16 protein-coding genes are annotated in these 22501 nt (G+C 58.3%); 14 read left to right on the top strand and 2 right to left on the bottom strand.

Features of this window, described 5'->3' with window-relative positions; translation table 11 throughout:
• Window positions 1–1431 carry a DUF1501 domain-containing protein gene (locus tag M9Q49_RS00570; RefSeq protein WP_254506599.1) on the top strand — a complete coding sequence of 477 codons (1431 nt, stop codon included), beginning with the start codon at window positions 1–3 and terminating at the stop codon, window positions 1429–1431.
• A gap of 15 nt (window positions 1432–1446) precedes the next feature.
• Here the strand turns inward: M9Q49_RS00570 and M9Q49_RS00575 are convergent, their stop codons facing one another.
• The gene (locus tag M9Q49_RS00575; RefSeq protein ID WP_254506601.1) at window positions 1447–2682 is read right to left on the bottom strand and encodes a CotH kinase family protein; all 1236 of its coding nucleotides are present in this window, start codon (window positions 2680–2682) and stop codon (window positions 1447–1449) included.
• A 284-nt stretch (window positions 2683–2966) separates the two neighbouring features.
• Here M9Q49_RS00575 and M9Q49_RS00580 point away from each other — a divergent pair, with 284 nt between their 5' ends.
• The 3 genes from M9Q49_RS00580 to M9Q49_RS00590 all read left to right on the top strand — a co-directional run bounded on the left by M9Q49_RS00580 (window position 2967) and on the right by M9Q49_RS00590 (window position 4792).
• Window positions 2967–3242, top strand: a complete 276-nt coding sequence (locus M9Q49_RS00580; protein WP_254506602.1) for a hypothetical protein — start codon at window positions 2967–2969, stop codon at window positions 3240–3242.
• Between the two features lie 167 nt (window positions 3243–3409).
• Window positions 3410–3886, top strand: coding sequence for a hypothetical protein (locus M9Q49_RS00585; protein WP_254506603.1), 477 nt, complete (start codon window positions 3410–3412; stop codon window positions 3884–3886).
• A 3-nt stretch (window positions 3887–3889) separates the two neighbouring features.
• A complete protein-coding gene (locus tag M9Q49_RS00590) occupies window positions 3890–4792 on the top strand; it encodes a hypothetical protein (protein WP_254506604.1) in 903 nt (300 codons plus the stop codon).
• 14 nt (window positions 4793–4806) lie between these two features.
• Here the strand turns inward: M9Q49_RS00590 and M9Q49_RS00595 are convergent, their stop codons facing one another.
• Window positions 4807–5520, bottom strand: a complete 714-nt coding sequence (locus M9Q49_RS00595) for a hypothetical protein (RefSeq protein ID WP_254506606.1) — start codon at window positions 5518–5520, stop codon at window positions 4807–4809.
• Window positions 5521–5742: 222 nt separating this feature from the next.
• Between M9Q49_RS00595 and M9Q49_RS00600 the strand changes: the two genes are divergently transcribed.
• The 10 genes from M9Q49_RS00600 to M9Q49_RS00645 all read left to right on the top strand — a co-directional run bounded on the left by M9Q49_RS00600 (window position 5743) and on the right by M9Q49_RS00645 (window position 22373).
• A complete protein-coding gene (locus tag M9Q49_RS00600; protein WP_254506607.1) occupies window positions 5743–7431 on the top strand; it encodes an Nramp family divalent metal transporter in 1689 nt (562 codons plus the stop codon).
• Between the two features lie 440 nt (window positions 7432–7871).
• Window positions 7872–8912, top strand: coding sequence for a QcrA and Rieske domain-containing protein (locus M9Q49_RS00605; RefSeq protein ID WP_254506609.1), 1041 nt, complete (start codon window positions 7872–7874; stop codon window positions 8910–8912).
• A gap of 94 nt (window positions 8913–9006) precedes the next feature.
• On the top strand, window positions 9007–9783 hold the full coding sequence (locus M9Q49_RS00610) for a cytochrome b N-terminal domain-containing protein (protein ID WP_254506610.1): 777 nt from the start codon (window positions 9007–9009) through the stop codon (window positions 9781–9783).
• A 59-nt stretch (window positions 9784–9842) separates the two neighbouring features.
• A complete protein-coding gene (locus M9Q49_RS00615) occupies window positions 9843–11225 on the top strand; it encodes a hypothetical protein (protein ID WP_254506611.1) in 1383 nt (460 codons plus the stop codon).
• 115 nt (window positions 11226–11340) lie between these two features.
• The gene (locus M9Q49_RS00620) at window positions 11341–16473 is read left to right on the top strand and encodes a hypothetical protein (protein ID WP_254506612.1); all 5133 of its coding nucleotides are present in this window, start codon (window positions 11341–11343) and stop codon (window positions 16471–16473) included.
• 152 nt (window positions 16474–16625) lie between these two features.
• A complete protein-coding gene (locus M9Q49_RS00625; protein WP_254506613.1) occupies window positions 16626–17396 on the top strand; it encodes a hypothetical protein in 771 nt (256 codons plus the stop codon).
• Between the two features lie 23 nt (window positions 17397–17419).
• Window positions 17420–18367, top strand: a complete 948-nt coding sequence (locus tag M9Q49_RS00630; protein WP_254506614.1) for a hypothetical protein — start codon at window positions 17420–17422, stop codon at window positions 18365–18367.
• 98 nt (window positions 18368–18465) lie between these two features.
• Window positions 18466–19695 carry a c-type cytochrome gene (locus M9Q49_RS00635; protein WP_254506615.1) on the top strand — a complete coding sequence of 410 codons (1230 nt, stop codon included), beginning with the start codon at window positions 18466–18468 and terminating at the stop codon, window positions 19693–19695.
• Between the two features lie 53 nt (window positions 19696–19748).
• Entirely contained in the window at window positions 19749–20552 is an 804-nt protein-coding gene (coxB, locus tag M9Q49_RS00640; protein WP_254506617.1) for a cytochrome c oxidase subunit II, read from the top strand.
• A 9-nt stretch (window positions 20553–20561) separates the two neighbouring features.
• Window positions 20562–22373, top strand: coding sequence for a cytochrome c oxidase subunit I (locus tag M9Q49_RS00645; RefSeq protein WP_254506618.1), 1812 nt, complete (start codon window positions 20562–20564; stop codon window positions 22371–22373).
• The last annotated feature ends 128 nt before the right edge of the window (window positions 22374–22501 follow it).

Below are 22501 nucleotides of genomic sequence, written 5' to 3' on the forward strand. Positions count from 1 at the left end.
ATGTCGAACGATCAATCCAATTTGCAATCTCGCCGCGGCGTGATTCAATCGCTCGTTGCCGGTTCGCTCCTCATGCCTGGCATCGTTTCGCAGTTGCTGGCCGATGATGCGTCGCGAAAGAGCGACGTCGATCCTCTCTCGCCCAAGGCGCCGCATTTTGCCCCGCGGGCGAAAAGCGTGATCTTTCTCAACATGAGCGGCGGCGCGTCGCACGTCGATTCGTTCGATTACAAACCGGCGCTAGTCCAGGATCACAACAAAGCCTTTCAAGTGCCGGAGAAAATGCTGGCCGCGTTTGCGCCCAACAATCGCGTCGTCGAGAAGTTCTTCAAGCAGCCGCAGTGGGAATTCAAACAGCGGGGCCAATCGGGGCTGTGGATCAGCGAACTCTTTCCGCATGTCGCTGCCTGTGCCGATGATTTGTGCCTGGTCCGCTCGATGCGGAGCGACCATCCTGATCATTTTCAGGCGACGCTCGGCATTCACACGGGCTCGGTGACGTTCGCGCGGCCGAGCATCGGCGCTTGGGTGAGTCACGGTCTCGGCACGATCAATCAGAACCTGCCGTCGTTTGTGGTCCTCGCGCCGCATCTGCCGTACGCGGGTGGCCAGGTGTGGGCTTCCGATTTTTTGCCGGGTTGCCATCAAGGAACGCTCGTCACGCCCGGCGCCGAGCCGATTGCAAACATCAAGCGTCGGCAGGCCGCGGTCGAATTACAGGAAATGGAGATTGGTCTCGCGCAGGGCTTCAACCGTCGTCATTTGGCCGATCGTGCGGGAGACAACAATCTCGCCGCGCGGATCAAATCATTCGAAACGGCCTTCGGCATGCAAGCCGAGGCGCCGGAAGCCTTCGATCTGTCGAAGGAAACTGAAGCGACGCACCAGATGTATGGTCTGCCGCGGGGCAGTGCGAAGGGCTTTGCCTGGCAGTGCTTGATTGCTCGCCGGCTAGTCGAGCGCGGCGTTCGGTTCATCGAGTTGATCGATACGGGCGCATCGAACAACTGGGACTCACACGGCGACATGGGGGCTCACGGGCCGCTGGCGAAAAACGTCGATCAGCCGATCGCGGGTCTGCTCAAAGACCTGAAGATGCGCGGCATGCTCGATGAGACGCTGGTCGTGTGGACTACCGAGTTCGGCCGCACGCCGTTCAACACCGGCAAGGACGCGCGGGGCCGCGAACATCACGCCGAAGTCTTCACCAGTTGGCTGGCTGGTGGCGGTGTGAAGGGTGGTTTTAGCTACGGCGAGAGCGACGAGCATGGCTGCACCGTCGGTGCCAACGAAGTGCATGTGCATGACTTCCATGCCACGATCTTGCACCTACTCGGCCTCGATCACGAACGGCTCACCTACCGCCATGCCGGACGCGATTATCGTTTGACCGATGTCGCCGGCCGCGTGGTGCGCGAGATCATTGCGTAATCGGCTGCGAGCCTCTTACTTCCCGGACTGCACGTCACGGATTTGCTGAACAATGCCATCGCCGCGCTTCAGCACGCGGTCTTTAAAGTTGCGGATCTGTTCGTCGAGTTGTTGCGCCGCGGCAGGGCTAGTGGTTTTGGCGATCGCTGCCAGCCGCGGATAAAGAGCGTCGACCTTGGCATTGAGGCGGGCCGGGCTGAAGAGAGGCGTGAGTTGCTTCACGCGTTCGAAATAGGCAAACCGCCATTCCTTGCGGCTGAAGACCGCATTGGCCACGATCGAATCGGGCACGTGGAAGACCGAGTAGTTCGCATCGCCGAACATTTGATCCATGCCGTGCGGCACGAAGATCGCTTTCTTGCTCGGCGGGGCAAAGTAGATGCGATAGTTGTTGTGCTTCTCCGAATAGCCGTCCCAATGGCACATCATCAGCTCCATCGCCATGAACGTGAGGAACTTGTCGATGTCGAGAACCTTCTCAAGTTCGGCCCAGCGCTTCTTCTCATCCGGCTCGCGACAAGCGTTCAATAGCCCGGTCAGGTCGCTGTTGTCCTCGGCAGGATCGCCGCTGTGCTTGACCAGCTTCTGGTCGATGTCCTGCAGAAAGCCGCCCTCATAAAAGCTGCCGGTCAGATCGGGAAAGTGCCGCTTCATCCACTCCTCTTCAAAGCTCTCCTTGAGCACAAAGATGCCCAGGTCGCGGCCGTTCAACATCACGCGGGCGTGCGTGACGCGGGTGTGCGGATAGTTGGCGTCCTTGAGGATCGAAGCGCACAGCCATTCGCACATGAACGCCGGATCCTGCACCGAGTTGTTGAGATGGATCTTGTCCATTGCATGAAACTTTACGTCCTTCCCTTTGATCTTCATGGTGATCGCGGGCTTGTCGTCGATATCACGAGTGCTGCCCGCCGAACCTTTCACCTTCACTTCGACGTCAAATTTGTTCTTTTCATTTTCGATCATCACGGCTGGCGTGTAGGTTCGCGGCGCAGCCTTCCACTTGGCCATGTTCTCGGGCGTGAGCTCGATTTTCAAAAAAGGAATCTGCGGTCGGGCAGGATCGAAGAAGAGATCGCTTTCGTCCCTCTTGATCACCGGCTTCGTGACCTTCGGCAAACCCTTCTTGGTGTCATCTTTTCCCGCAGTGCCGGCCGGCGTCTTCGGCTGTTGCGCCGTGATTGCGGCAGCCGTGCAAAAAATGCTGCAGAGGGCCAGAAAACGAATGGCTGTCGCGGGAACGGGCTTCATAGCAATATTCGGAGTAGAACAAGGAAAAGGCGTTAGCTTCGCTACAAACTGACTATCGTCTGCGACAGGTGGGACTGTCAACGTCAGAGAGTCGACAGCCGCTGCTGATGGGCGACCAGGGTGATGAAAAGGCAGCCAGGCTGCACTTCAGCATATTCGGGCCAATCGCTTTGTAGTGGCAGCATCCTCTGAATGAACTGCAAGAACGGTGCAGGCCGCAGTGGTACGGCCCTTGCCTCACTTCGGAGGGAGTGTTCGGGGCAGAACTACTAAAGGAGTTGAACATGGATCATGCAGCCATCGAATGTGCACGCTGCGGCATGCACCTGCCGCTGAAGCGCGATCTCGCGGCCGATCATCAAGAGGCGGCTTGGGTTTGTGCGAACTGCGGTTGGGAGATGCCGGGAGTTCTCGATCCTGAGGCGCGCGATACGATCGTGGACAACGTCGCTCCCATTGCGCCGCTCGCCGAAATCGAAATTCGCCGCGCGGAGCAGTTTGATGCAGACGAGCCCATCCTGAGTCGGATCATTGCGGGGATGAAGCTCACGCCGGGGTAAGCGCGAGGGATGTCTGTAGCTGAGTTCGCCAGAACTCCGAGGTTACTTCCAACTGCCGGCCTCGGAATTCTGGCGAATTCAGCTACATGTATTATTAAACGGGACTTCGCTGCGGCGGCGTGTTACGCTGCTCCCTCTGGTTTTATTTCCAAGGGAGCTACGAATCCATGTTGCGCAGAATTGTGGTGAGCGGCGTCATTACGGTCCTCTTTCTCGTGTGTGGATTGATGAGTTCCACTGCCTCGGCACAGACCGCGCTCGCGGGTGGTTTTGAAATCACGTTGCCAGCCGGTGCGAAGCACGAAACGCAACGAGGCATCGATAGCAGCCCCGGCAAGATCACGGCCAAAGGTGGGCTCGAAATCTATTACGACATTGGCGTCGCGACCAAGCCGGGCGCGCCGCGGCTGGGTGGCGGCTACATGAACGCCGCCGCGCGAGTGCCCATGGATCAGGTCCAGTGGACGAAGGAGCAAACTGTCGGCGGCCACACGTTTTCGATCACCTACAGCAAGGACAAGCGGCTGTACGTCAGCACGGCTGGCATGACGCACGGCGTGAATTTCAGCGCGCCGGCCGAGACGCCCGGTGATGTTGCCGATGTGCTCTTGATTACGTTGTCGCTGGCAGAGAAGGCAAAGTAAGGCATGGCCCTGCCGAGCAATCCTTACGCGTCACCCGTGCTCGATCCGGCGGAGTCGCATTCTCTGCGCGCTTCCTCGGGCCGGGTTGATCCGGTTTTGTTTCCGCTGGCAGCGCTGGTCTGCATCGCAGTCTCGCTGGCCGTAGCGGCGGTGCTCGCGCAGTTGTTTGCAGCCGGCTACTACCTGGCGATGATCGTCCCCATTGCTGCTTCGATTGTCGTGGCAGCGGCGGTTTATTTTGCGATTCGTCTGGGCAAGTGTCGCAATCGTTGGCTTGGAATGGCGCTGGGGGCCTGTTGCGGCAGTGCGATGTATCTGGGGTATTACCAGTTTGACTTGGCCCGCCAAACGGGCAACCACATGCTGTGGCGGCTCGATGCGTTGCCCGGGCATGTTGCGTTTCGCCTCCGGAACGATGCCACGCGCAGTTTGAAAGAGGCAGGCGCACCGAATCGCAAGCCAGCGGCGTCCACGAACCTGATCATGTTCTTAGGTGAGTGGGCGCTGGTTTTGTATCTCACTTCGGTGATGGGCCTGCGCGCCGCGTCGCGAGCCTTCGATGAAGCGCCAGGCCGATGGGGAAAAATTTCGTACGCCACGATAGCGCATGGCCAATCGCAACGACTAGAGTTGGCGCGGCGGCAGAACTGCCTGGCAGAGGTCTTGTGGCAGCTGACACCCCTGCAGCACAAGCTCCACACTGCGCACTGCATGTTGACGCTCGAGCAATTTGAAACAGTCGAAGGCGAGCCGCCGTGCGCGTTTCTTTCGGCCTATGAACTTCAAATGCCCGGACAGTCGCTGATGATCAATGAGCTGCTGTTCGGCAAGCGAGTGGCGATCCGGCAGGCTGAACTACCTGCCGCTGACTTGGCGGCCTGCAAACGACTGTTCGTCCGTGCTTGAAGATTGGCGAGCGTTTACTTGCTCTTCGACTTCGTAGGCGCCTTGGTGCCGGCGGCGGCTTTGCTGAGAGGCATTTTTGAAGTGGTGGTAGCTTTCTTGGTCGCAGTCGCCTTCTTACCTGAGGACTTGCCGGGTTGCAGCAGCAACAATAGACCACCAACAAACAGCACAGCGATTAGCAACGCGCCGGCGACGGCGGCGAGGATGAAGAACCGGAGCTTGCGTTCTTCTTTTTGCTTTTGTGTCGGCGGCGGTGGTGCGGCATTCGCGGCAGCCTTCTTGTTGTTGCTCACCGCAGGCTGAACACCCGTCTTGGCTTTGCTGGTCGCGCTCGTGGGAGCGCTTGCCGCTGCAGTCGGTTGCGGGGCCGAGTTCAATTTCAGTTCGAAGCCGCCCGAACCATTGCCCGTGTCCAGAGGGAAATCGAGCGCAGGGCTAGATTCCTTTTTGCTTGGTTTGCTTTCGGCGACCGCGATCGGAGCGGCCGTGCGCAGCGCGGGAAACGATCCGCTGGAGCCACCTTTGGCAGTCGCCGCCGCGGTTACCGGAGCGCGAACGCTCACTTGCGGCGAGCTTGCAACCTCGGTCTCTTCACTGAGCAGTACGCCTTCGACGGGAATGTCGACGACGGTCGCGCATTTGGGGCAACGAGCTTTTTTGCCGGCAAACTGTCCGCCGACTTTGAACCTGGCGTTACAAGCCGAGCAACTGCACACAATGTCCGACATCGTTGACCAACTGAGAAAAGAGGGGAGGCAAGGCCAGCGTTCAGCAGGACTATTATCGGTTCCACGTCGGGCCGCCGCAAGCTTGGACGGCGGCAAAGTAACGGAGCCGAAATCCGGCGAGCTGGATTCTGTTGAATTTGGCCACCGTCATTTCGACTCGGCTGTGCTCTTGAGTTAGACTCTGAACTTCCTCCCCGTCGCCCGCCTCTCCCGACGTGCTCGATGCCTGACAAAAAGAAGCTAGATTCCAGCGCCAGCCCTCAGGGCTATCCCGACGTCGCGGTGCAGGCGAAGCCCGAAAAAAGTCGGTTCGATCCTTACGAAATGCCGCCCGAGGCGGTGCAAGATCCACCGACCTCGCTCTGGACCGCACTGCGCCAGATTGGCCCCGGCATTATTCTCGCTGGGACGATTGTCGGTTCGGGCGAACTGCTCCTCACTACCTCGCTGGGAGCCAGGCAGGGCTTTATTTTTCTATGGCTGATCTTGTTCAGCTGTGTGATCAAGGTCTTTGTTCAAACCGAACTGGGCCGTTATGCCATCTCGTCGGGCAAGCCGACGCTGGGTGCGATCAACGAACTGGGCGGGCCGCACTTCGGCGCGCATTGGATCGTGTGGTGGTGGTTCGTGATGATGGCTTCGACCATCTTTCAGCTCGGCGCGATGACCGGCACGGTGGGGCAGTCGCTCAACCTGGCCTTTCCGCAGGCCTCGATTCAACTGGCGAACTCGGTGGAAGGAATTTTGCCTGCTTTAAGCAAGTCGATTCTCGATCGGCCTGAATATCCGTGGGCGATTCTCACCTGCATCACAGCGATTGCGCTGCTGTGGAGCGGTAATTATCGGCGGATCGAAATCGTCACAACATTTCTGGTCGTGAGTGTGACGTTGCTGACGGTCACGGCGACGTGCGCGCTGCCGTTTACTGACTATCCCATTCGCTGGGGCGAAGTGGCTCAAGGGCTAACCTTCCAGTTGCCCAAGGAGCAAGCGCCGAAGGACGAGCAATCAACCAAGGATGAGCAAACGCCAAAGGGCGAGCAAGCTCCCAAGGATGACGAATCGCCAAAACAGGATCAATCGCCGAAGGGTGACCAAACGCCCAAGGATGAGCAGGAACCTAAGAGCCAAGCGCCCAAAAGCCAATTGCCAAGTGATGCCATCATGGTGGCCTTCGGCGTGTTCGGCATCACGGGCGTGGGAGCGACAGAACTCTTCTATTACCCCTACTGGTGCCTGGAAAAAGGTTACGCCCGTTACACCGGTCAGCAACAGCCGACGGCCGCTTGGGAACATCGCGCCAAGGGTTGGATTCGTGTGATGTATCTCGATGCCTGGGTCAGCATGGTGGTTTTCACCATCTCGACACTCGCTTTCTACTTCATGGGCGCAGCCGTACTCTATCCACAGGGCTTGAATCCCCAAGGCAAGGACATGATCGAGACCCTCTCGAAAATGTTCACCGGCACCTTCGGCACGTGGACACAGCTGGTCTTCCTGATCGGCGCTGCGGCCGTTCTCTTCAAGACGCTGTATCTGGCGAGCGCCGGCAACGGCCGGCTGATTGCCGATTTTCTCGTGCTGAACAAAGCAGTGGAGTACACCGCGCCGGGTCAGCGGTCGCGGGTGATTCAGCGTGTGTCGGTGCTGATTCCGATTATCGCTCTGGTCCTCTTTCTGTGCTTCAAGGAGCCGAAGTTCATGGTCGTGGTCGGCGGTTTCGGCCAGGCCCTGACGCTGCCGATTATTTCGGCGACGACGCTTTACTTCCGCTACCGCAAGCTCGACCGCCGACTCACGCCGTCACTGCTGATCGACATTTGCCTGTGGGTCGCGTTTGTGTCGATCACCGCCGTGGCTGTTTATGCCCTGCGCAATCAAATTGAGACTTTGGTTTGGCCGAAAAAGTAAGCCCAAGCAGCCGATTTCAGGGCCGGGCGAGCGCCGCGGCCAAGGTTTTTTCGGAAAATACCGGCGGTGGCAAGGCGCATTCCAGCTGGGTCCCATAACGGCCGAAAAATCCATTCCCTCACCCGATTCACCTTTTCTACTGGCGCGGATAGATTACGCCCTTCCTGAATGGAGAGTTGGTGGGAACTGTCGGGCCGAGCTGCCTGCGCAGCCTCACCTGCTTTGGGGTGGTTGACAGAAAGCGAGAACCAGGTAAAACGGTACAAAGAGGCTTGTGAAAAACTTCACAAGGTTCTGGGCCGATCCTGATTTTGTCGTAAGTTGCTTCCGGAAAGCAGCTTGCGATTGCTGACGGTGATTAACAACACGGGGGAACGACGGTTCCCGTTTAATAGCTTTGCCCGACGGGGCGAAGCATTTGTGGGCAAAGGCTTGGCGTTATGGCCAAAAAAATGTCGGTCGAGGAAATTCTGGCGGCTGCCCGTGGTGGCCCGGCCAAGAAACCTGCGGATGCTCCGCCTCCTGCCGCTGAAGCGGCTCCTCCTGCAGATGCGCCCGCTGCCGCGGAAGCCGCTCCCGCTGCGAGTGAATCGGCTGCTCCCATCAAGCCGGTGAAAACTGCTGGCATGAGCGTGGCCGATATTCTGGCCGCCGCGAAGGCTGGCAAGTCGGCTCCGAGGCCCGCTGCTGCCGCGCCAGTCGCTGCCAAGCCGGCCGCCGCTGCTGCTCCTGCTGCAGAGAAAAAGGCACCGCCGAAAACCGATGCGGCCACGGCTGCTGCGGTTCCCAAAGACACTGCGAGCATTCTCGCTGCCGCCCGCAAGGGTGCGAAGCCTGGTCCGGTTTCGAAGGCCGAAGCTGAGAAGAAGGGGATTGCCCCGCCGGCCAAGAAGAAGCTCGAAGCTCCGCCGATGCCGGCCAAGCCCGAGTTTGCCCGGCCTGCCGCGACCAATGACGATCCTTCGCGCCGCACGTTCATGGCTGCCATCGGTGGCGCGCTGTTTGGTTCGTCGCTGGCCGTTGGTTTCACGTCGCTCGCGGTCACGCAAGTGATGTGGGTCCTCGGTCTGGCTCGCTACATGTTCCCGAATATTTTGATCGAGCCCCCGACGAAGTTTAAGGTCGGCTCGCCGTCGAACTTTGGTCCCGGCCAGGTCGAGACCAAGTTCATTCCCGAATTCGGCGTGTGGATTGTTCGCTATGAATACGAAGGGCGGCCGATGATTTACGCCCTCAAGTCGGTGTGTACGCACCTGGGTTGCACGCCCAACTGGCTCGAAGCCGAACAGAAGTTCAAGTGTCCCTGCCACGGCAGTGGTTTCTACAAAGACGGTATCAATTTCGAAGGTCCCGCGCCGCGGCCTCTCGAGCGTTACGCCATCAGCCTGGCCGACGACGGTCAGTTGGAAGTCGATAAGAGCCGCACCTTCAATCAAGAGCAGGGCCAGTGGAAAGACGCGGCCTCGTTCGTGCCGGTCTAATTGTTTTTTGCCGGGAGTATCCGGTCTGGTTTGATTGGCTGGTGGCAGTTCGGCAGCTTCCGTTTGGCGACCTAACTACTGAATTCTGATCTATATGGCAACGCTCGGCGAAATCATCCGCGAATCGCAGATTTGGAAGAGCATCTTCCGGCACCCGGCTCCGCTTGATCGGCGGAATCGCATCGTCGTGATGCTTACCAACTTCTTCCTGCACTTGCATCCGGTCTCGATCAAAAAGCAAGGCATCGCGCTAAGCTTCACCTGGTGCATGGGCGGTGTGACGTTCTTCCTGTTTCTGGTTGAGACGATCACCGGCGTGTTGTTGATGTTCTATTACCGGCCAACGCTGGAATGGGCTTACAACGATATTCTGGCGCTCCGCGATGTCACCTCGCTCGGTATCCTTCGCGAAATTCATCGCTGGGGTGCTCACGCGATGGTGATCACGGTTTGGCTCCACATGTACCGAGTGTTCCTCACGGGGTCTTATAAGCCACCGCGAGAGTTTAACTGGGTGATTGGTGTCATCTTGCTCCTGCTTACTCTGCTCTTATCGTTCACCGGCTACTTGCTCCCCTGGGATCAGTTGGCCATTTGGGCGATCACGGTGGGTTCGAACATGGCCCGCGCTCATCCAATTTTGGGTTACGAAGGTCCCGGCGCCATGTTCCTGCAGATTGACGGCGTGAACATGATCACGAACGCTTCGGATGCACGCTTCGGCTTGCTCGGGGCTCGCTTCGTGGGTGAAGAAACGTTGAACCGCTTTTATGTGCTCCATTGCGTGGCGATCCCGCTCGCGGCGTCGCTCTTGATGGCGATTCACTTCTGGCGGATCCGCAAAGACGGCGGTATCAGCGGGCCGTTGTAGTTCGGTTTGGAATGTTGGTTTTGGTTTGTTGAACTAGTTCAGGCGAATGGCAGGCAGCGATGCACGGACACGAACCAGCTGGGATTTTCATCGGCAAGATTGCCGCGTTTCTCGGTTCGTACTATTTGCTGATGTCGGTGATGAACGCAGCCGTTGCGCTCGTCATCTGGCAGTCGGGCCGCGATCGCGCGTTCTTCAAGCTGCCGGTTGCGAAGTTCCCCTTCACGACGTCGATTGTTTGGTTGATCGTTTCGATCGGCCTGCTGTTGATGTCGGCCCTTGCCTATAGCGGTTCGGCGGACCTGGTTCACTACATCACGATGCCTCAGTTTGTGGTGGGGCTGACGACGAAGTACATGAATCCGACCGTGTACACGCTCGGTTCGCTCGCCTTGCTGAGCTTTCTGTTCTGGTTCCGGCGGTTCTTTGTGCAGCCGACGGTGGCTTGGGTTCTGTTGAATATCTCGATGCTGCTGATGGGCATGTCGATGCCCAATCAAGACTTTGCCTCAATCGTGATGAAGCCCGACAACGTGCCGATCGTGGGCTTGATGTTTTTGCTCGGTTATTTCACCTGGCTGGGTGCTTATCAGGCCGTCATCAACGACGACCGGGCCAAGCAGGGCCTGGAGCCGATGGAAAAGCTCGACAACGAAAAAGTGCTCGTGTGGCCGGACCTGGTTTACACCGAACTGATCTGCATGGTCGCGCTCACCGCGTTCATGTTTGTCTGGGCGATCTCGCTGCAAGCTCCGCTCGAAGAGCCCGCCTCGGCCGTGAAGACGCCGAATCCGTCAAAGGCCCCTTGGTACTTCCTCGGTCTGCAAGAAATGCTGGTGTACTACGATCCTTGGATGGCGGGCGTGGTGCTGCCGGGCATGGTCGTGGGTGGTTTGATGGCCATCCCTTACATCGATTTCAACAAGGCTGGCAATGGTTATTACACGATCGATCAGCGGAAATTTGCCTACGTGACGTTCCAGTTCGGCTTTCTCGTGCTGTGGGTCACTCTCATCGTGATGGGTACGTTCTTGCGAGGTCCCAACTGGAACTTCTTCGGGCCGTTTGAGTATTGGGATACGCACAAGGTCGAGGCACTCAATAACGTCGATCTATCCGAGTATTTCTGGGTTAACTTGATGCACAGCAGTCGTCCGGCCGCGCCCGAGGGTTCGGCCTTTGCGACCAAGCTGGGCTACAACATCTATCGCGAATTGCCCGGCATTTTCCTGGTGATCAGCTACCTGACCATTTTGCCGCCGCTGCTCGTGATCTTCAGCAAGTTCTTTCAGCATCTGTTCGTGCGGATGGGCTTCATTCGCTACATGGTGATGACCAACTTCCTGCTGATGATGATGCTGTTGCCGCTGAAGATGGTGGCGCGGTGGACGGTGAACTTGAAGTACTTCATCGCGCTGCCTGAATACATGATGAATTTCTAGCCAGTGTTTTTTGCCAGGATTGCCTGGTGTTTTTGCCGGGGTTGCCCGGGAGTTTTGTTGCGAAGTTGGACTGCGAAGTTTTGTTAGAAGGGCCGCCTAGGCGGAGATCGTAATCATGCCCGCAACCGAATCGACCTGGTACAACATGCCGTTCATGCACCGCCTCTTTGCGGTGACTGGCGTCGTGCTGACCCTGGCTACGGTCTGGATGTTCTACAAGGATCACTATCGTCCTTGGAAAGATCATCAGCGCATCAACGTTAAAGCCGAAGAAAACCTCAATCACTTGCGCGAGGCCGCCTTTGAAACGGCCACGGCGCAGGCCAATGTGGCTCGCTTTTCGATCGCCGAAAGCGAAGCCAAGGCGTTGCCGATCGATCCGGCTGCCGTGCTGGCCTTCGATGCGGAATGGAAGAAGCAGAACGAAGGGAAGTTCGGCGTTGCCGACAAGCAACTCGAAGATCTCCGCGCTGCGTCGACACAGGCTGTCGAAGCTCGCGGCGTGGCCAAGGCCGCCCGCGCTGCTGCCGATTTAAAGCTCAATGACGCTGGTTTGCAAACTGCAGCCCGCGACGCGATGCGTGAAGCCGAGGCCAAGGAAGCGGCCGCGGCCAAGTTGCGCAGCCGAATCGTCAGCACGCTGCAAGGCTACGTCAATCAAGCCAAGATCAACGAAGACGCCAAGAACCTGCAGCGCAAGTTTCAATCGGCTCACGTCGACAAGGCGAAAGCCGATCTCGACATCGCCATTCGCGACGGCCAAGACCAAGTCGGCCCGCAAAAGAAGATCGACGAACAGGTTGGCAAGTTCAATGCTCTGAAGGAAGAGTACCAGCACCTGAGCGCTCACCGCAAAGAGCTGGAAAACATCCTGCGGAACATTACCGCCCCCGTCGATGCCGCCAGCAAGGCGCTCTCCGATGCTCAGGCAGCTCACAAGCGACTGGATACGACCCTCCGCGAAAAGCGGGAAGGCTATTTTGTCAGCTACGATGGCTTTCCTTGGGTCGGTCCCGGCAAGGACATTTTGAATCTGCCGATTCTCGATGCCTTCGGCGCCACGCGCAAGCCAGAGACCAAGTGGTCGTCGGACTTGATGCAGGACTACACGCACGCCAAGGTCCGCCGTTTCGATCGCTGCACGACTTGCCACGGTGCGATGCAAAAGTCGCTGCCAGGCGATCCTACCTCGCCGCTGTTTGACGAAGAGCGTTCCTTCGACGTCGTCCTTGTGCCGCGCACGCCCGAGGAAATCAAAGCCATCCGCGCTGCGTTGAAGAAGCCCGAACTCGACGACAAGGGCCAGCCGATTCCGTTCACGGTCGACGAGTACCTCGGCATTCGCCTGGCCGATGGTGGGCTCATTAAATCGGACGACGTGATTGTGAAGTATGTCGAACCGCAATCGCCGGGCGCCGCTGCTTTGCCGATCAATGCAGCCGCGAGTGAGCAACTTCCGACGGGTGCTGAAATTCAAGAACAGGTTGCGTCGGGCATCGCGCCGGCGCCGCCCACAACGATTCCGAATCGCGCCGGTTTGCTGGTCGCCGATGTGATCGAAGCGGTCGATGGCAGCGATCTGTATGGTCAAAATCGCGGTGCGGCCCGCACGGCTGCCACGCTCGTCGACCTCGCCGCTCTCGGCAAGCCTGTGACCATTACCATTCGCCGTGGCTTGCCTCATCCCTACAACACCCACCCGCGCCTGGATCTGTTCATCAGCGACTCGAGCCCGCACAAGCTCTCGACGTTCGCCTGCACGATCTGCCACGAAGGTCAAGGAAGTGCGACCGAATTCAAATGGGCGTCGCACACCCCCAACGATCAGGTTCAGCAAGAGCGTTGGTCGAAGGATGGAGAGCTGGGATGGTTCAATAACCATCACTGGATCTATCCGATGTATCCCGAGCGGTTCACGCAGGCGACCTGCCTCAAGTGCCATCACGACGTGGTGGAACTCGAGCCCAGCGATCGCTTCCCCGATCCGCCGGCCGCCAAACTGATGCACGGCTATCACTTGATTCGTAAGTACGGCTGTTACGGCTGCCACGAAGTGAACGGTTACGACGGCCCGTCGAAGCGGGTTGGTCCTGACCTGCGTCTCGAGCCGAACTTCTTTGCCGTCGCGCAGCAGTTCGACTTCGAAGTTGCCAATCGGCCGCTACAGCTGAATCAAAAGATCGAGGAATTGGCGAAGCCGCTGCCCGAATTGAAAAAGTCGATTGATGAGCTGAATAAAGCGATTGAAGAGCTGAATAAGACGGAAGAAAGCGCTGAGAAAACGGAGCAGTTGAAAGTCTTGACCGACAAGCTGAAGGACCTGTCCGAGAAGTTTAAAGTCGCGTCGGCGCAGTTTGACTATGCTAACAAGCAGAAGAATCAACTTGACGAAATGATGCGTCTATCCCGGCAATTGTCTGCCCATCCCGATCAAGACGCGACCCGTCGTCGGTTGATGACGATGATTGACGAAGACGCTGCCGTCACCGCCGACAAGCAAGTAGTCGCCGGCCCGACGCACCGCCTCGGCGGCATGCTCCGCGATATCGATGCTCCGGGTACGCTCCGCAAAGCAGGTCCGAGCTTGCGGTTCGTCAAGGAGAAGGTCGATACCACGTTCCTCTACGACTGGATTTGGAATCCGAAAAATTTCCGCGAGAACACGCGCATGCCGCGGTTCTTCGGCTTGACCGATCACCTGACTGACGAGCAGTCAATCGACATCTCGCACAATCTCGAACCGATCGAAGTTCGCGGTGTGGTCGCTTATCTCAACGATCGTTCGCAGACCTTCCAGCCCATTCCGCGGCCTGAAGGGATTGCGGATTGGTCGGACGAAGTCATGGTTGCCCGCGGTCGGACTCAGTTCGAAACGCGCGGCTGCCTCGCCTGCCACACTCACAAGGAATTCCCCGACACGGCCAAGTTCCGCACCAAAGAAGAAATCGTGCAGGGACCTGATCTGTCGAATATCGGCGCCAAGTTCTCGCGCGAAACGAATCCGAACGGCCCGGCCTGGCTCTACAGCTGGATCAAGGAACCGACGAAGTATCACGCTCGCACGGTTATGCCGAATTTGTTCCTCGAGCCGATCAAGGTTCGCGATGCGAGCGACAAGGACGAGAAGGACAACCCGAAGGAAAAGTGGGCCGATCCTGCCGAAGATATCACCATGTTCCTGCTGTCGGATAACGACGGCAAATGGAAGCCGGTCCTCTCGAAGGAGCAGCTCGCTGCTGGCCTGACGGGCGGCCAACAAAAGGCCCTGCAAGACCTGACCGTTGAATACCTCAACGAGCCGTTCTTCAAGGACGACGTCATCAATCCCGACGGCAAGGGTGGTTACTACTACACCGGTCTGCCGGAATCGATGCGGTCGGAACTCAAGGGTGCCGAAACCGAACTGATCACGAAGACGGGCAAGCTGACCGATGAACAGCGGCTGCGCTACATTGGTTTGAAGACCGTTTCGAAGTATGGCTGCTATGGCTGCCATGACATCCCGGGCTTCGAAGATGCCAAGCCGATCGGCACGCAGTTGCAGAACTGGGGTCGCAAGGATCCCTCGCGGTTGGCGTTCGAGCACATCACGCACTACATCGAGCATGGCCATGGTGCGAAGCACGGCGGCCATGGAAAGCATGATGCGAAGGACGACAAGCACGCCGTCGCCAAGACCGGCGATGCGGGTGGCGATGCTCACAGCCACGACAAGGGCGCTGCGACTGGTAATGAACCCGCACCGGCGACTGCAGTGGCTCACAAGGACCACGTCCCTGCCGGCACGACGGAGTACTATCAAGCAGAACTCGGCGGCGGCAGCCGGATCGGCTTCATCTATCAGAAGCTGAAGGAACCCCGCAGCTACGACCACGACAAGACGCTCAACAAGCGGTTCAACGAACGGCTCCGCATGCCGCAGTTCCCGTTCAGCGTCGAAGATCGTGAAGCCGTGATCACGTTTGTGCTGGGCCTCGTCGCTGAGCCGCCGCGCGAGAAGTATCTGTACAAAGCCAATCCGCGGGCCAAGGCGATTGTGGAAGGCAAGATCGTTCTCGAGAAGTTCAACTGCGGCGGCTGCCATATTCTGGAAGCCGACAAGTACAAGCTGGCCTTCACGCCCGGCACTTACGAGCCGCAGCAACTGGCCGATCCGGTTTATCCGTTCCTCGTGCCCCACTTCACGCCAGTCGAGCTGGCCAAGTCGGCTACGCCGGACGCGAGCAATTTGTTGCACGCTCACATCTCAGGCCTTCCCAAGCTGACCAAGCCCACCGGCTTGCCGGAATTGGTGAATGCTGAAAACGAAGAACTGAATCCCGACGATCGCTACGACCCCAAGACCACGAAGCTCTCGGTCGATGTGGTTCGCCCGACGACTCTCGCCGGCGGCGGCTTCTTGCCGGGCCTGTCGAGTGTGTCGCTCGCGGGAAGCACGGTAAGCAATGCCTACACAGGTCATGGCGGCATGCTGACTCGTTATCTGTCGCCGCGGGCTACCAAGATGGCCCAGGATCCGAACAACGTCTTTGTGCCCGGCGTGGAAAACGCCAGCGGTATTGAAGCCTACGGCTGGCTCCCGCCGCCGCTGTTCGGCGAAGGTGACAAGGTGCAGAGCAACTGGTTGTTCGAATTCCTTCTGGAACCCTATCCGATTCGTCCTGCGGTTTTCCTCCGCATGCCGAAGTTCAATATGTCGCGCGACGAAGCTACGAAGCTCGTGAACTACTTCGCTGCTGTCGACAATGCGAACTATCCCTACGAAGCTTCGCCAGCCCGGCAAGACAGTCGCCTGGCCGAACGCCAAACGGCCTATGCGGAGCAAGCGGGCAAAGCTGGCCGCACCGATGCGAATCGGCTCGATGACGCGATGAAGATCCTCATCGATAAGAAGAGCTACTGTGCTCAGTGCCACGTCATCGCCGACTTCCAACCGGATGGCCAAGGTCGCAACCGCGGCCCGAACCTGGCCGATGTTTATCGCCGGTTGCGTCCCGAGTACGTGCGCAATTGGATTGCCAATCCCAAGATGATTCTGCCCTACACCGGCATGCCGGTGAACTTCAAGTATCAACAAACGAAGATCGCGCCCGAGCAATTCGTCGGCGACGGCGAGCAGGCCATCGATGCGGTCACCGATTTGTTGCTGAACTTCGATCAATACTCGAAGCGAAAGAACTTGATCGCGCCGCAGATTCCGAAAGCCCCGACCGAGCCGCCAGCCGCTGCGGCTGGAACTCAAAATTAACGTGCTGGATTTAGTGCGCAGTGCCGCAAACGCCGGGATGCCGAGCGGGGCCGCGATTGATTCCCTGATATGATGATTTGCTGCGTTTTTCCATCCCGCCTCGACTGGCAAGCCCTGGTGCCAGTCGCGACTTCCAACCTCGGAGTCCTCTGATGATTCGCCACGTTGTTACCTTGCTGGTCGTCGCTGCCGTAGCGTCGTCCGCCTTTGCCGCCGATGGCAGCTTGAAGGCCACGTTCAAACTCACCGGCACGGCTCCTACGCCAGCCAAATTGAAGATCGACAAGGACCCGGAATTCTGCGGCCCGAAGATGCTGGTCGATGAATCGATCAAGGTCGGCGCCAGCGGCGAACTGCAAAACGTCGTGATGTACATGTATCTCGCCGCAGGCAAGAAGGCCCCGGAGAGCGCTGCCGCGACGGCTGCCCTCGCCAAGGAAGTGAAAGTCGACAACCAAGGTTGCCGCTACGAACCGCGCGTCACGCTGCTCCACACTTCGCAAACGCTGATCATCGGCAACCCCGATCCCATCGGCCACAACAGCAAGGGCGACACCTTTGCCAACCCAGCCTTCAACGAATTGATTCCCGCTGGCGGCTCGACCAAGAAGACCTTCGCCAAGACCGAAACCCGCCCCATGCCGTTGGCTTGCAACATTCATCCTTGGATGAGCGGTTGGATCTTGATTCGCGACAACCCGTACTTCGGTTCGAGCAACGACAAGGGCGAACTGACGATCAAGAACATTCCCGAAGGGAAGCACACCTTTGTCATCTGGCAAGAGAAGGCCGGGTTCGTGACCAAGGGTAAGCTCGCCGGCAAAGATACGGAATGGAAGCTCGGTCGCATCGAGATCGACGTCAAGGGTGACGTCGACCTGGGTGAAATCAGCGTTCCCGTCGACGTGATCAACAAGAAGTAAGGTCTGAAAGCAGGAACCTTCCCGTGAATCGTTTTGTACTCTTCAGTTCCGCCTTGTTGCTCGCCTGCGGCGCGCTCGCCCTGAATGGCTGTGCGCGTCCTTTGGCGGGAAATGCGCGAGTGGTGGCCAGCAACGTCGATTCGCTGAAAAAAGCGTTCGGCGGCGGCGCAGCAGAAGCTGGTGCGGCGACAGCCGTGGCAGCCGCTGAGCCAACGGGTTGGTCCACCGTGAAGGGACAGTTCAAACTCACGGGCGCACCGCCAGTGCGGCTCGCCTTGGCGATCACCAAGGATCCGCAGGTGTGCGCTCCCGGTGGCAAGCCGGTGCTTGGCGAGGAAATGGTTGTCGACAGTGCTGGCGGCATTAAAGATGTCGCCATCTTTCTCACGACAAAACTTCCGGCGAACAATCCCAAGTGGGAACACCCCGACTATGCGGCCACCGCTACCGCGGAAACGGCCCTGCCGTTTGATCAGAAGAACTGCGTGTTCTTGAGTCACTTGTACATTATGCGGTCGACTCAAACGGTGGTGATCAAGAACAGCGACGAAGTCGGCCACAACACCAGCATCAGCCCTTCGGCGGGAAGCAAGGCGGCCTCGCTCAATGAGTTGATGCCGGCCCTGGGAAGCACGAAGTACAAGCCGATTGGCGAATCGATCGTTCCCAATCCGGTCGCCTGCTCGATTCACCCTTGGATGTCGGCGTTGATCCTCACGCGGAACAATCCTTACTACGCGGTCACTGCTGCCGACGGCACGTTCGAAATCAAGAACGTTCCCGCCGGTGTCGAGCTCGAGTTTGCCGTTTGGCAACAAAAGGTCGGCTTCCTGGGCAAAGTCAGCGTGCAGGAAAACGGCGGCGCTGCCGCTGCTCAGTCCTGGAAAAAGGGCCGCTTCAAGAAGACGCTCACGGCCGACATGCCGTTGGATTTGAACGTCACGCTCGATGCTGCTGATGTGCCGAAGTAACGAATACGTAGCTAATACAACGTAACCAATACAACGATTTGCTAACCCGCACTTGGATTTGCCCCGCGGCCTTGTTGCCCGCGAACGGGATGAGACTTATGAATCTGCGTTGGATAATGATGTTGGCGATGCTCGGCTGCGGCATGTTTGCCGCCGGCTGTGGCTCGCCGCCGCCCCAGTTTCAGCGGTATGTGACTTTCATTCGGCTCACCGAAAAGCAAGCCGGCGCCGAATTCAAGTTCAAGCCGGAGCAGCTGCAGGCTCTCGATGAAATCTTGGCCGCCCAGTTCGGCACGCCGAACGAGCCCTCGATTCCGGCGCTCGGCGAGCTCGATGTCGCCAAGGTCATGCGGCTCAACAATCTCAAGACCGCAGCCGGCGGCGTTGGCAGCGATGCCAGTGGGCGGGCGGTTGGTTTGTATCGCGAGCATTGTGCTCACTGCCACGGCGTGACCGGCGACGGCATGGGGCCGACGGCTGCCTTTTTGAATCCTTATCCGCGCGACTATCGCAAGGGACAGTTCAAGTTCAAGTCGACCCCCGTGGGCTTCAAGCCGACGCACGAAGACTTGACTCGGATCATCAAGGATGGCATTCCCGGTACGGCGATGCCCTCGTTCCTGTTGCTGCCCGAAAACGAAATCGAAGCGATCGTCGAATACGTGAAGTACCTGGCCATTCGCGGTGAAGTCGAACGGAATCTGCTCAACCTGTATGCAGCCGGCGAACTAGGTGCTGAAGACAAGTTGATCAGCAACGCCGCCGAGCCGAACCCCGAGCAAGTTACGATGCTTAAGGACCAAACCGCTGGCGTGGTGACCAAGTGGCTCGAAGCCGAAGCGAATGCGACAGGCGTAAGCGTTCGGCCGAATTACACTCCCGAAGAATTTATCAAATCCAAGGAAGCCGGCCGCGCGCTGTTTCAAGGCACCAAGGCCAACTGCTTCAGCTGCCACGGCATCACGGCATTGGGCGATGGTCAGTTGACCGGCTTCGATGAATGGACCAAAGAACTCATCGCGCCGACCGGCGTGCGTAACCCGGAATTGATTCGCGAGTTTACTCACCTCGGCATGCTCGAGCCCCGCAACATCCGCCCGCGTAACTTGCGGCAGGGTGTGTTCCGCGGCGGCCGTCGCCCGCTCGATATCTTCTGGCGCGTGCGGAACGGTATCGAAGGAACGCCGATGCCGGGTTTCAAGCCTGAGGTGTTGTCGGACAACGACATTTGGAACATCGTCAATTACGTGCAGTCGCTGGCCTACGAACCGATCAGCGATCCGCGGCAAGCACGCGATCCCATCAACGTTCAAGATTCGGCCAAGTAAGACAGCACCATAAATCAGTCAGCACACTTGCCGGATGGCGAGGAGAACATAACGTGGGTCGTTTTTGGAGTTTGTTGTTTTTGATGGTGCCGATCGTCGGCGTCCTCGTGTTTGTCTGGGCGATGGCTGGTTGGCCAGGCATGGTCAATCATTGGCTGCCAGAAAACATCGGCGGCAATGAAGCGATCTGGATCGATCGACTGTTCCTGTTCATCCTCGGCTTGACCGGTGTGATCTTCATCGCAACCGGCGTTGTGTTCTTCTGGTTCTTGTGGGCGTACGACGCGGAAAAAACAACGCAGCCGGTGAAGTACTTTCACGGCAGTCACACACTGGAAGTCGTTTGGTCGATCATTCCCGCCGCGACGCTCCTCTTCATTGCGATTTTTCAGATGAAGGTGTGGGCCAACGCCAAGCTGGAACGGCCGCAGGTCGATGGCTTGCCGAAGGCTCCGATCGCCGAGATCACTGGCCGGCAGTTTGAGTGGCGGATTCGCTACGCCGGCAAGGATGGCATCGTCGGCACGCAGGACGACATCCTCAAGGTCAATGATTTGCACCTGCCCATCAACGAAGACGTGGTGTTGCTCATCAAGAGCCAGGACGTGCTCCACAGCTTCTTCCTGCCGCACGTGCGCGTGAAGCAGGACGTGGTTCCGGGTATGCAACAGTTTGTGTGGTTCAAAGCTAATCGCACCGGCAAGTACGACATCGTCTGTGCCGAGTTGTGTGGTTGGGGACATTACAAGATGCGCGGCCGAATGACGCTGCAAAAGCGGGCCGATTTCGACAAATGGCTGGAACAGGCGTGGCAGGAGCAGGAGGTTTCGTCCTTCGCACCTTCCGCGGGAGAGTAACGCAAAGCAATGAGTACGACCGCAATTCAACCGCATGGTGGCCACGATACGCATGCTCCTGGCATGAGTGTCGGGCAGTTCATCAGCACCTACGTCTTCTCGCTTGATCACAAGATCATCGGGCTGCAGTTCCTGTTTTCCACCTTGCTGTGGTTCCTGGTCGGCGGCTTGCTCGCGCTGGGAATTCGCTGGCAGCTGGCCTATCCCTGGCAAGACATGCCGGTGATCGGTCGGATGCTGTTCAGCGCCGAGGGTGGCCAGATCTCGCCCGAGTTCTACACCACGCTGTTTACGATGCACGCGACGGTGATGATCTTCTTTGTGATCATCCCGATTCTCGCCGGCGCGTTCGGCAACTACCTGATCCCGCTGATGATCGGCGCCGACGATATGGCGTTTCCGACGCTGAACATGCTCAGCTACTGGTTCATGTGGCCAGCCTTCATCCTGATCGGCATGAGCTTTTTGTTCCCGCCCTACGGTGCTGGTGGTGGTTGGACTTCGTATCCGCCGTTGTCGGTGGTTTGGGATGCTGCTCCGGGCAGTCACTGGCCGCAATCGCTGTGGCTGCTGGGCGTGACCTTTGTCGGTGTGTCGTCGATGATGGGTTCGGTCAATTACATGACCACGATCATCCAGATGCGTGCGCCAGGCCTGACCATGTTCCGCCTGCCGCTCACGATTTGGGCGATGTTCATCACCGCCATTCTGCAAGCCTTCGCGTTGCCGGTCCTCACGGCTGCTGGCTTTATGCAATTGACGGACCGCTTGATCGGCACGGGCTTCTTCCTGCCCGATGGCCTCGTGGTGAATAACAGCGCGCCGGCGACCGGTGGTGGTCAGCCGTTGTTGTGGCAGCACTTGTTCTGGTTCTATTCGCACCCGGCCGTGTACATCATGATTTTGCCGGCGATGGGTATGGTCAGCGACATCATCAGCTGCTTCGCTCGCAAGCCGATCTTTGGTTACAAGCCGATGGTGTACTCGATCTCCGGTATCGCCGGGCTCGGCTTCATCGTGTGGGGTCACCATATGTTCGTCTCGGGGATGAATCCGATCCTCGGTATGACGTTCATGGTCAGCACGATGATGATCGCCTTGCCGTCGGCAGTGAAGGTGTTCAACTGGTTGGGCACGATCTGGGGCGGCAAGATTCAGTTCACCACGCCCATGCTCTTTGCGTTGTCGTTTGTCTCGATGTTTATCATCGGCGGGTTGTCGGGCATCTTCATGGCCGCCACGCCGGTCGACATCTTCATTCACGACACGTACTTCATTGTCGCTCACTTCCACTATGTGCTCTTCGCGGGCACGGCGATGGCGGTGTTCGGCTCGATCTACTTCTGGTATCCGAAAATGTTCGGCCGGATGATGGATGAGAACCTCGGTAAGGTCCACTTCTTCCTGACGTTCCTGTTCCTCAACGGCACGTTCTTCACGATGCACATTCTGGGCGCGGTCGGTTTCCCCCGTCGCCTGGCCGATCCGTATGACTACGACACGTTCCGCCACTTGCTGCCGATGAATCGCTTCATGACCTGGTGCGCCATCGGCATGGTGGCCACGCAAGTGATCTTTGCGTTCAACTTCATCAAGAGCATGTTCTTCGGTCAGGTGGTCGGCCGGAATCCTTGGGGTGCCAACAGCCTCGAGTGGGCTGCACCCAGCCCGCCGGGACACGGCAACTTCGACTTCCAACCGATCGTCTACCGCGGCCCGTACGAATACGGCTCGCCGGAAGTCGACACCGATTTCTATCCGCAGACCCAACCGCCACCGGCCGATCCGGCCCGGCGTTATAAGGCTCCGGATCACCACTAGAACTTTCGCTCCGACAGTCGCCTTTCACTCCGTGAAAGGACGCGTCTGCGGTAGTCCGAACGCCAATCGATTTCACAACCCCAACAGAACCCCACCCAAATAGAAGACGCGTTCTTTCGCGGAGCGAA

Origin of the sequence: Anatilimnocola floriformis, assembly GCF_024256385.1 — a bacterium.
Classification (GTDB): domain Bacteria; phylum Planctomycetota; class Planctomycetia; order Pirellulales; family Pirellulaceae; genus Anatilimnocola; species Anatilimnocola floriformis.

What these genes read in the sequence shown, in the direction of transcription:
- M9Q49_RS00590 (WP_254506604.1), top strand. Translation starts at nt 3,890, where the DNA reads ATGGCCCTGCCGAGCAATCCTTACGCGTCACCCGTGCTCGATCCGGCG.
- M9Q49_RS00570 (WP_254506599.1), top strand. Translation starts at nt 1, where the DNA reads ATGTCGAACGATCAATCCAATTTGCAATCTCGCCGCGGCGTGATTCAA.
- M9Q49_RS00610 (WP_254506610.1), top strand. Translation starts at nt 9,007, where the DNA reads ATGGCAACGCTCGGCGAAATCATCCGCGAATCGCAGATTTGGAAGAGC.
- M9Q49_RS00615 (WP_254506611.1), top strand. Translation starts at nt 9,843, where the DNA reads ATGCACGGACACGAACCAGCTGGGATTTTCATCGGCAAGATTGCCGCG.
- M9Q49_RS00605 (WP_254506609.1), top strand. Translation starts at nt 7,872, where the DNA reads ATGGCCAAAAAAATGTCGGTCGAGGAAATTCTGGCGGCTGCCCGTGGT.
- M9Q49_RS00635 (WP_254506615.1), top strand. Translation starts at nt 18,466, where the DNA reads ATGAATCTGCGTTGGATAATGATGTTGGCGATGCTCGGCTGCGGCATG.
- M9Q49_RS00600 (WP_254506607.1), top strand. Translation starts at nt 5,743, where the DNA reads ATGCCTGACAAAAAGAAGCTAGATTCCAGCGCCAGCCCTCAGGGCTAT.
- M9Q49_RS00575 (WP_254506601.1), bottom strand. Translation starts at nt 2,682, where the DNA reads ATGAAGCCCGTTCCCGCGACAGCCATTCGTTTTCTGGCCCTCTGCAGC.
- M9Q49_RS00625 (WP_254506613.1), top strand. Translation starts at nt 16,626, where the DNA reads ATGATTCGCCACGTTGTTACCTTGCTGGTCGTCGCTGCCGTAGCGTCG.
- M9Q49_RS00580 (WP_254506602.1), top strand. Translation starts at nt 2,967, where the DNA reads ATGGATCATGCAGCCATCGAATGTGCACGCTGCGGCATGCACCTGCCG.
- M9Q49_RS00585 (WP_254506603.1), top strand. Translation starts at nt 3,410, where the DNA reads ATGTTGCGCAGAATTGTGGTGAGCGGCGTCATTACGGTCCTCTTTCTC.
- M9Q49_RS00645 (WP_254506618.1), top strand. Translation starts at nt 20,562, where the DNA reads ATGAGTACGACCGCAATTCAACCGCATGGTGGCCACGATACGCATGCT.
- M9Q49_RS00620 (WP_254506612.1), top strand. Translation starts at nt 11,341, where the DNA reads ATGCCCGCAACCGAATCGACCTGGTACAACATGCCGTTCATGCACCGC.
- M9Q49_RS00595 (WP_254506606.1), bottom strand. Translation starts at nt 5,520, where the DNA reads ATGTCGGACATTGTGTGCAGTTGCTCGGCTTGTAACGCCAGGTTCAAA.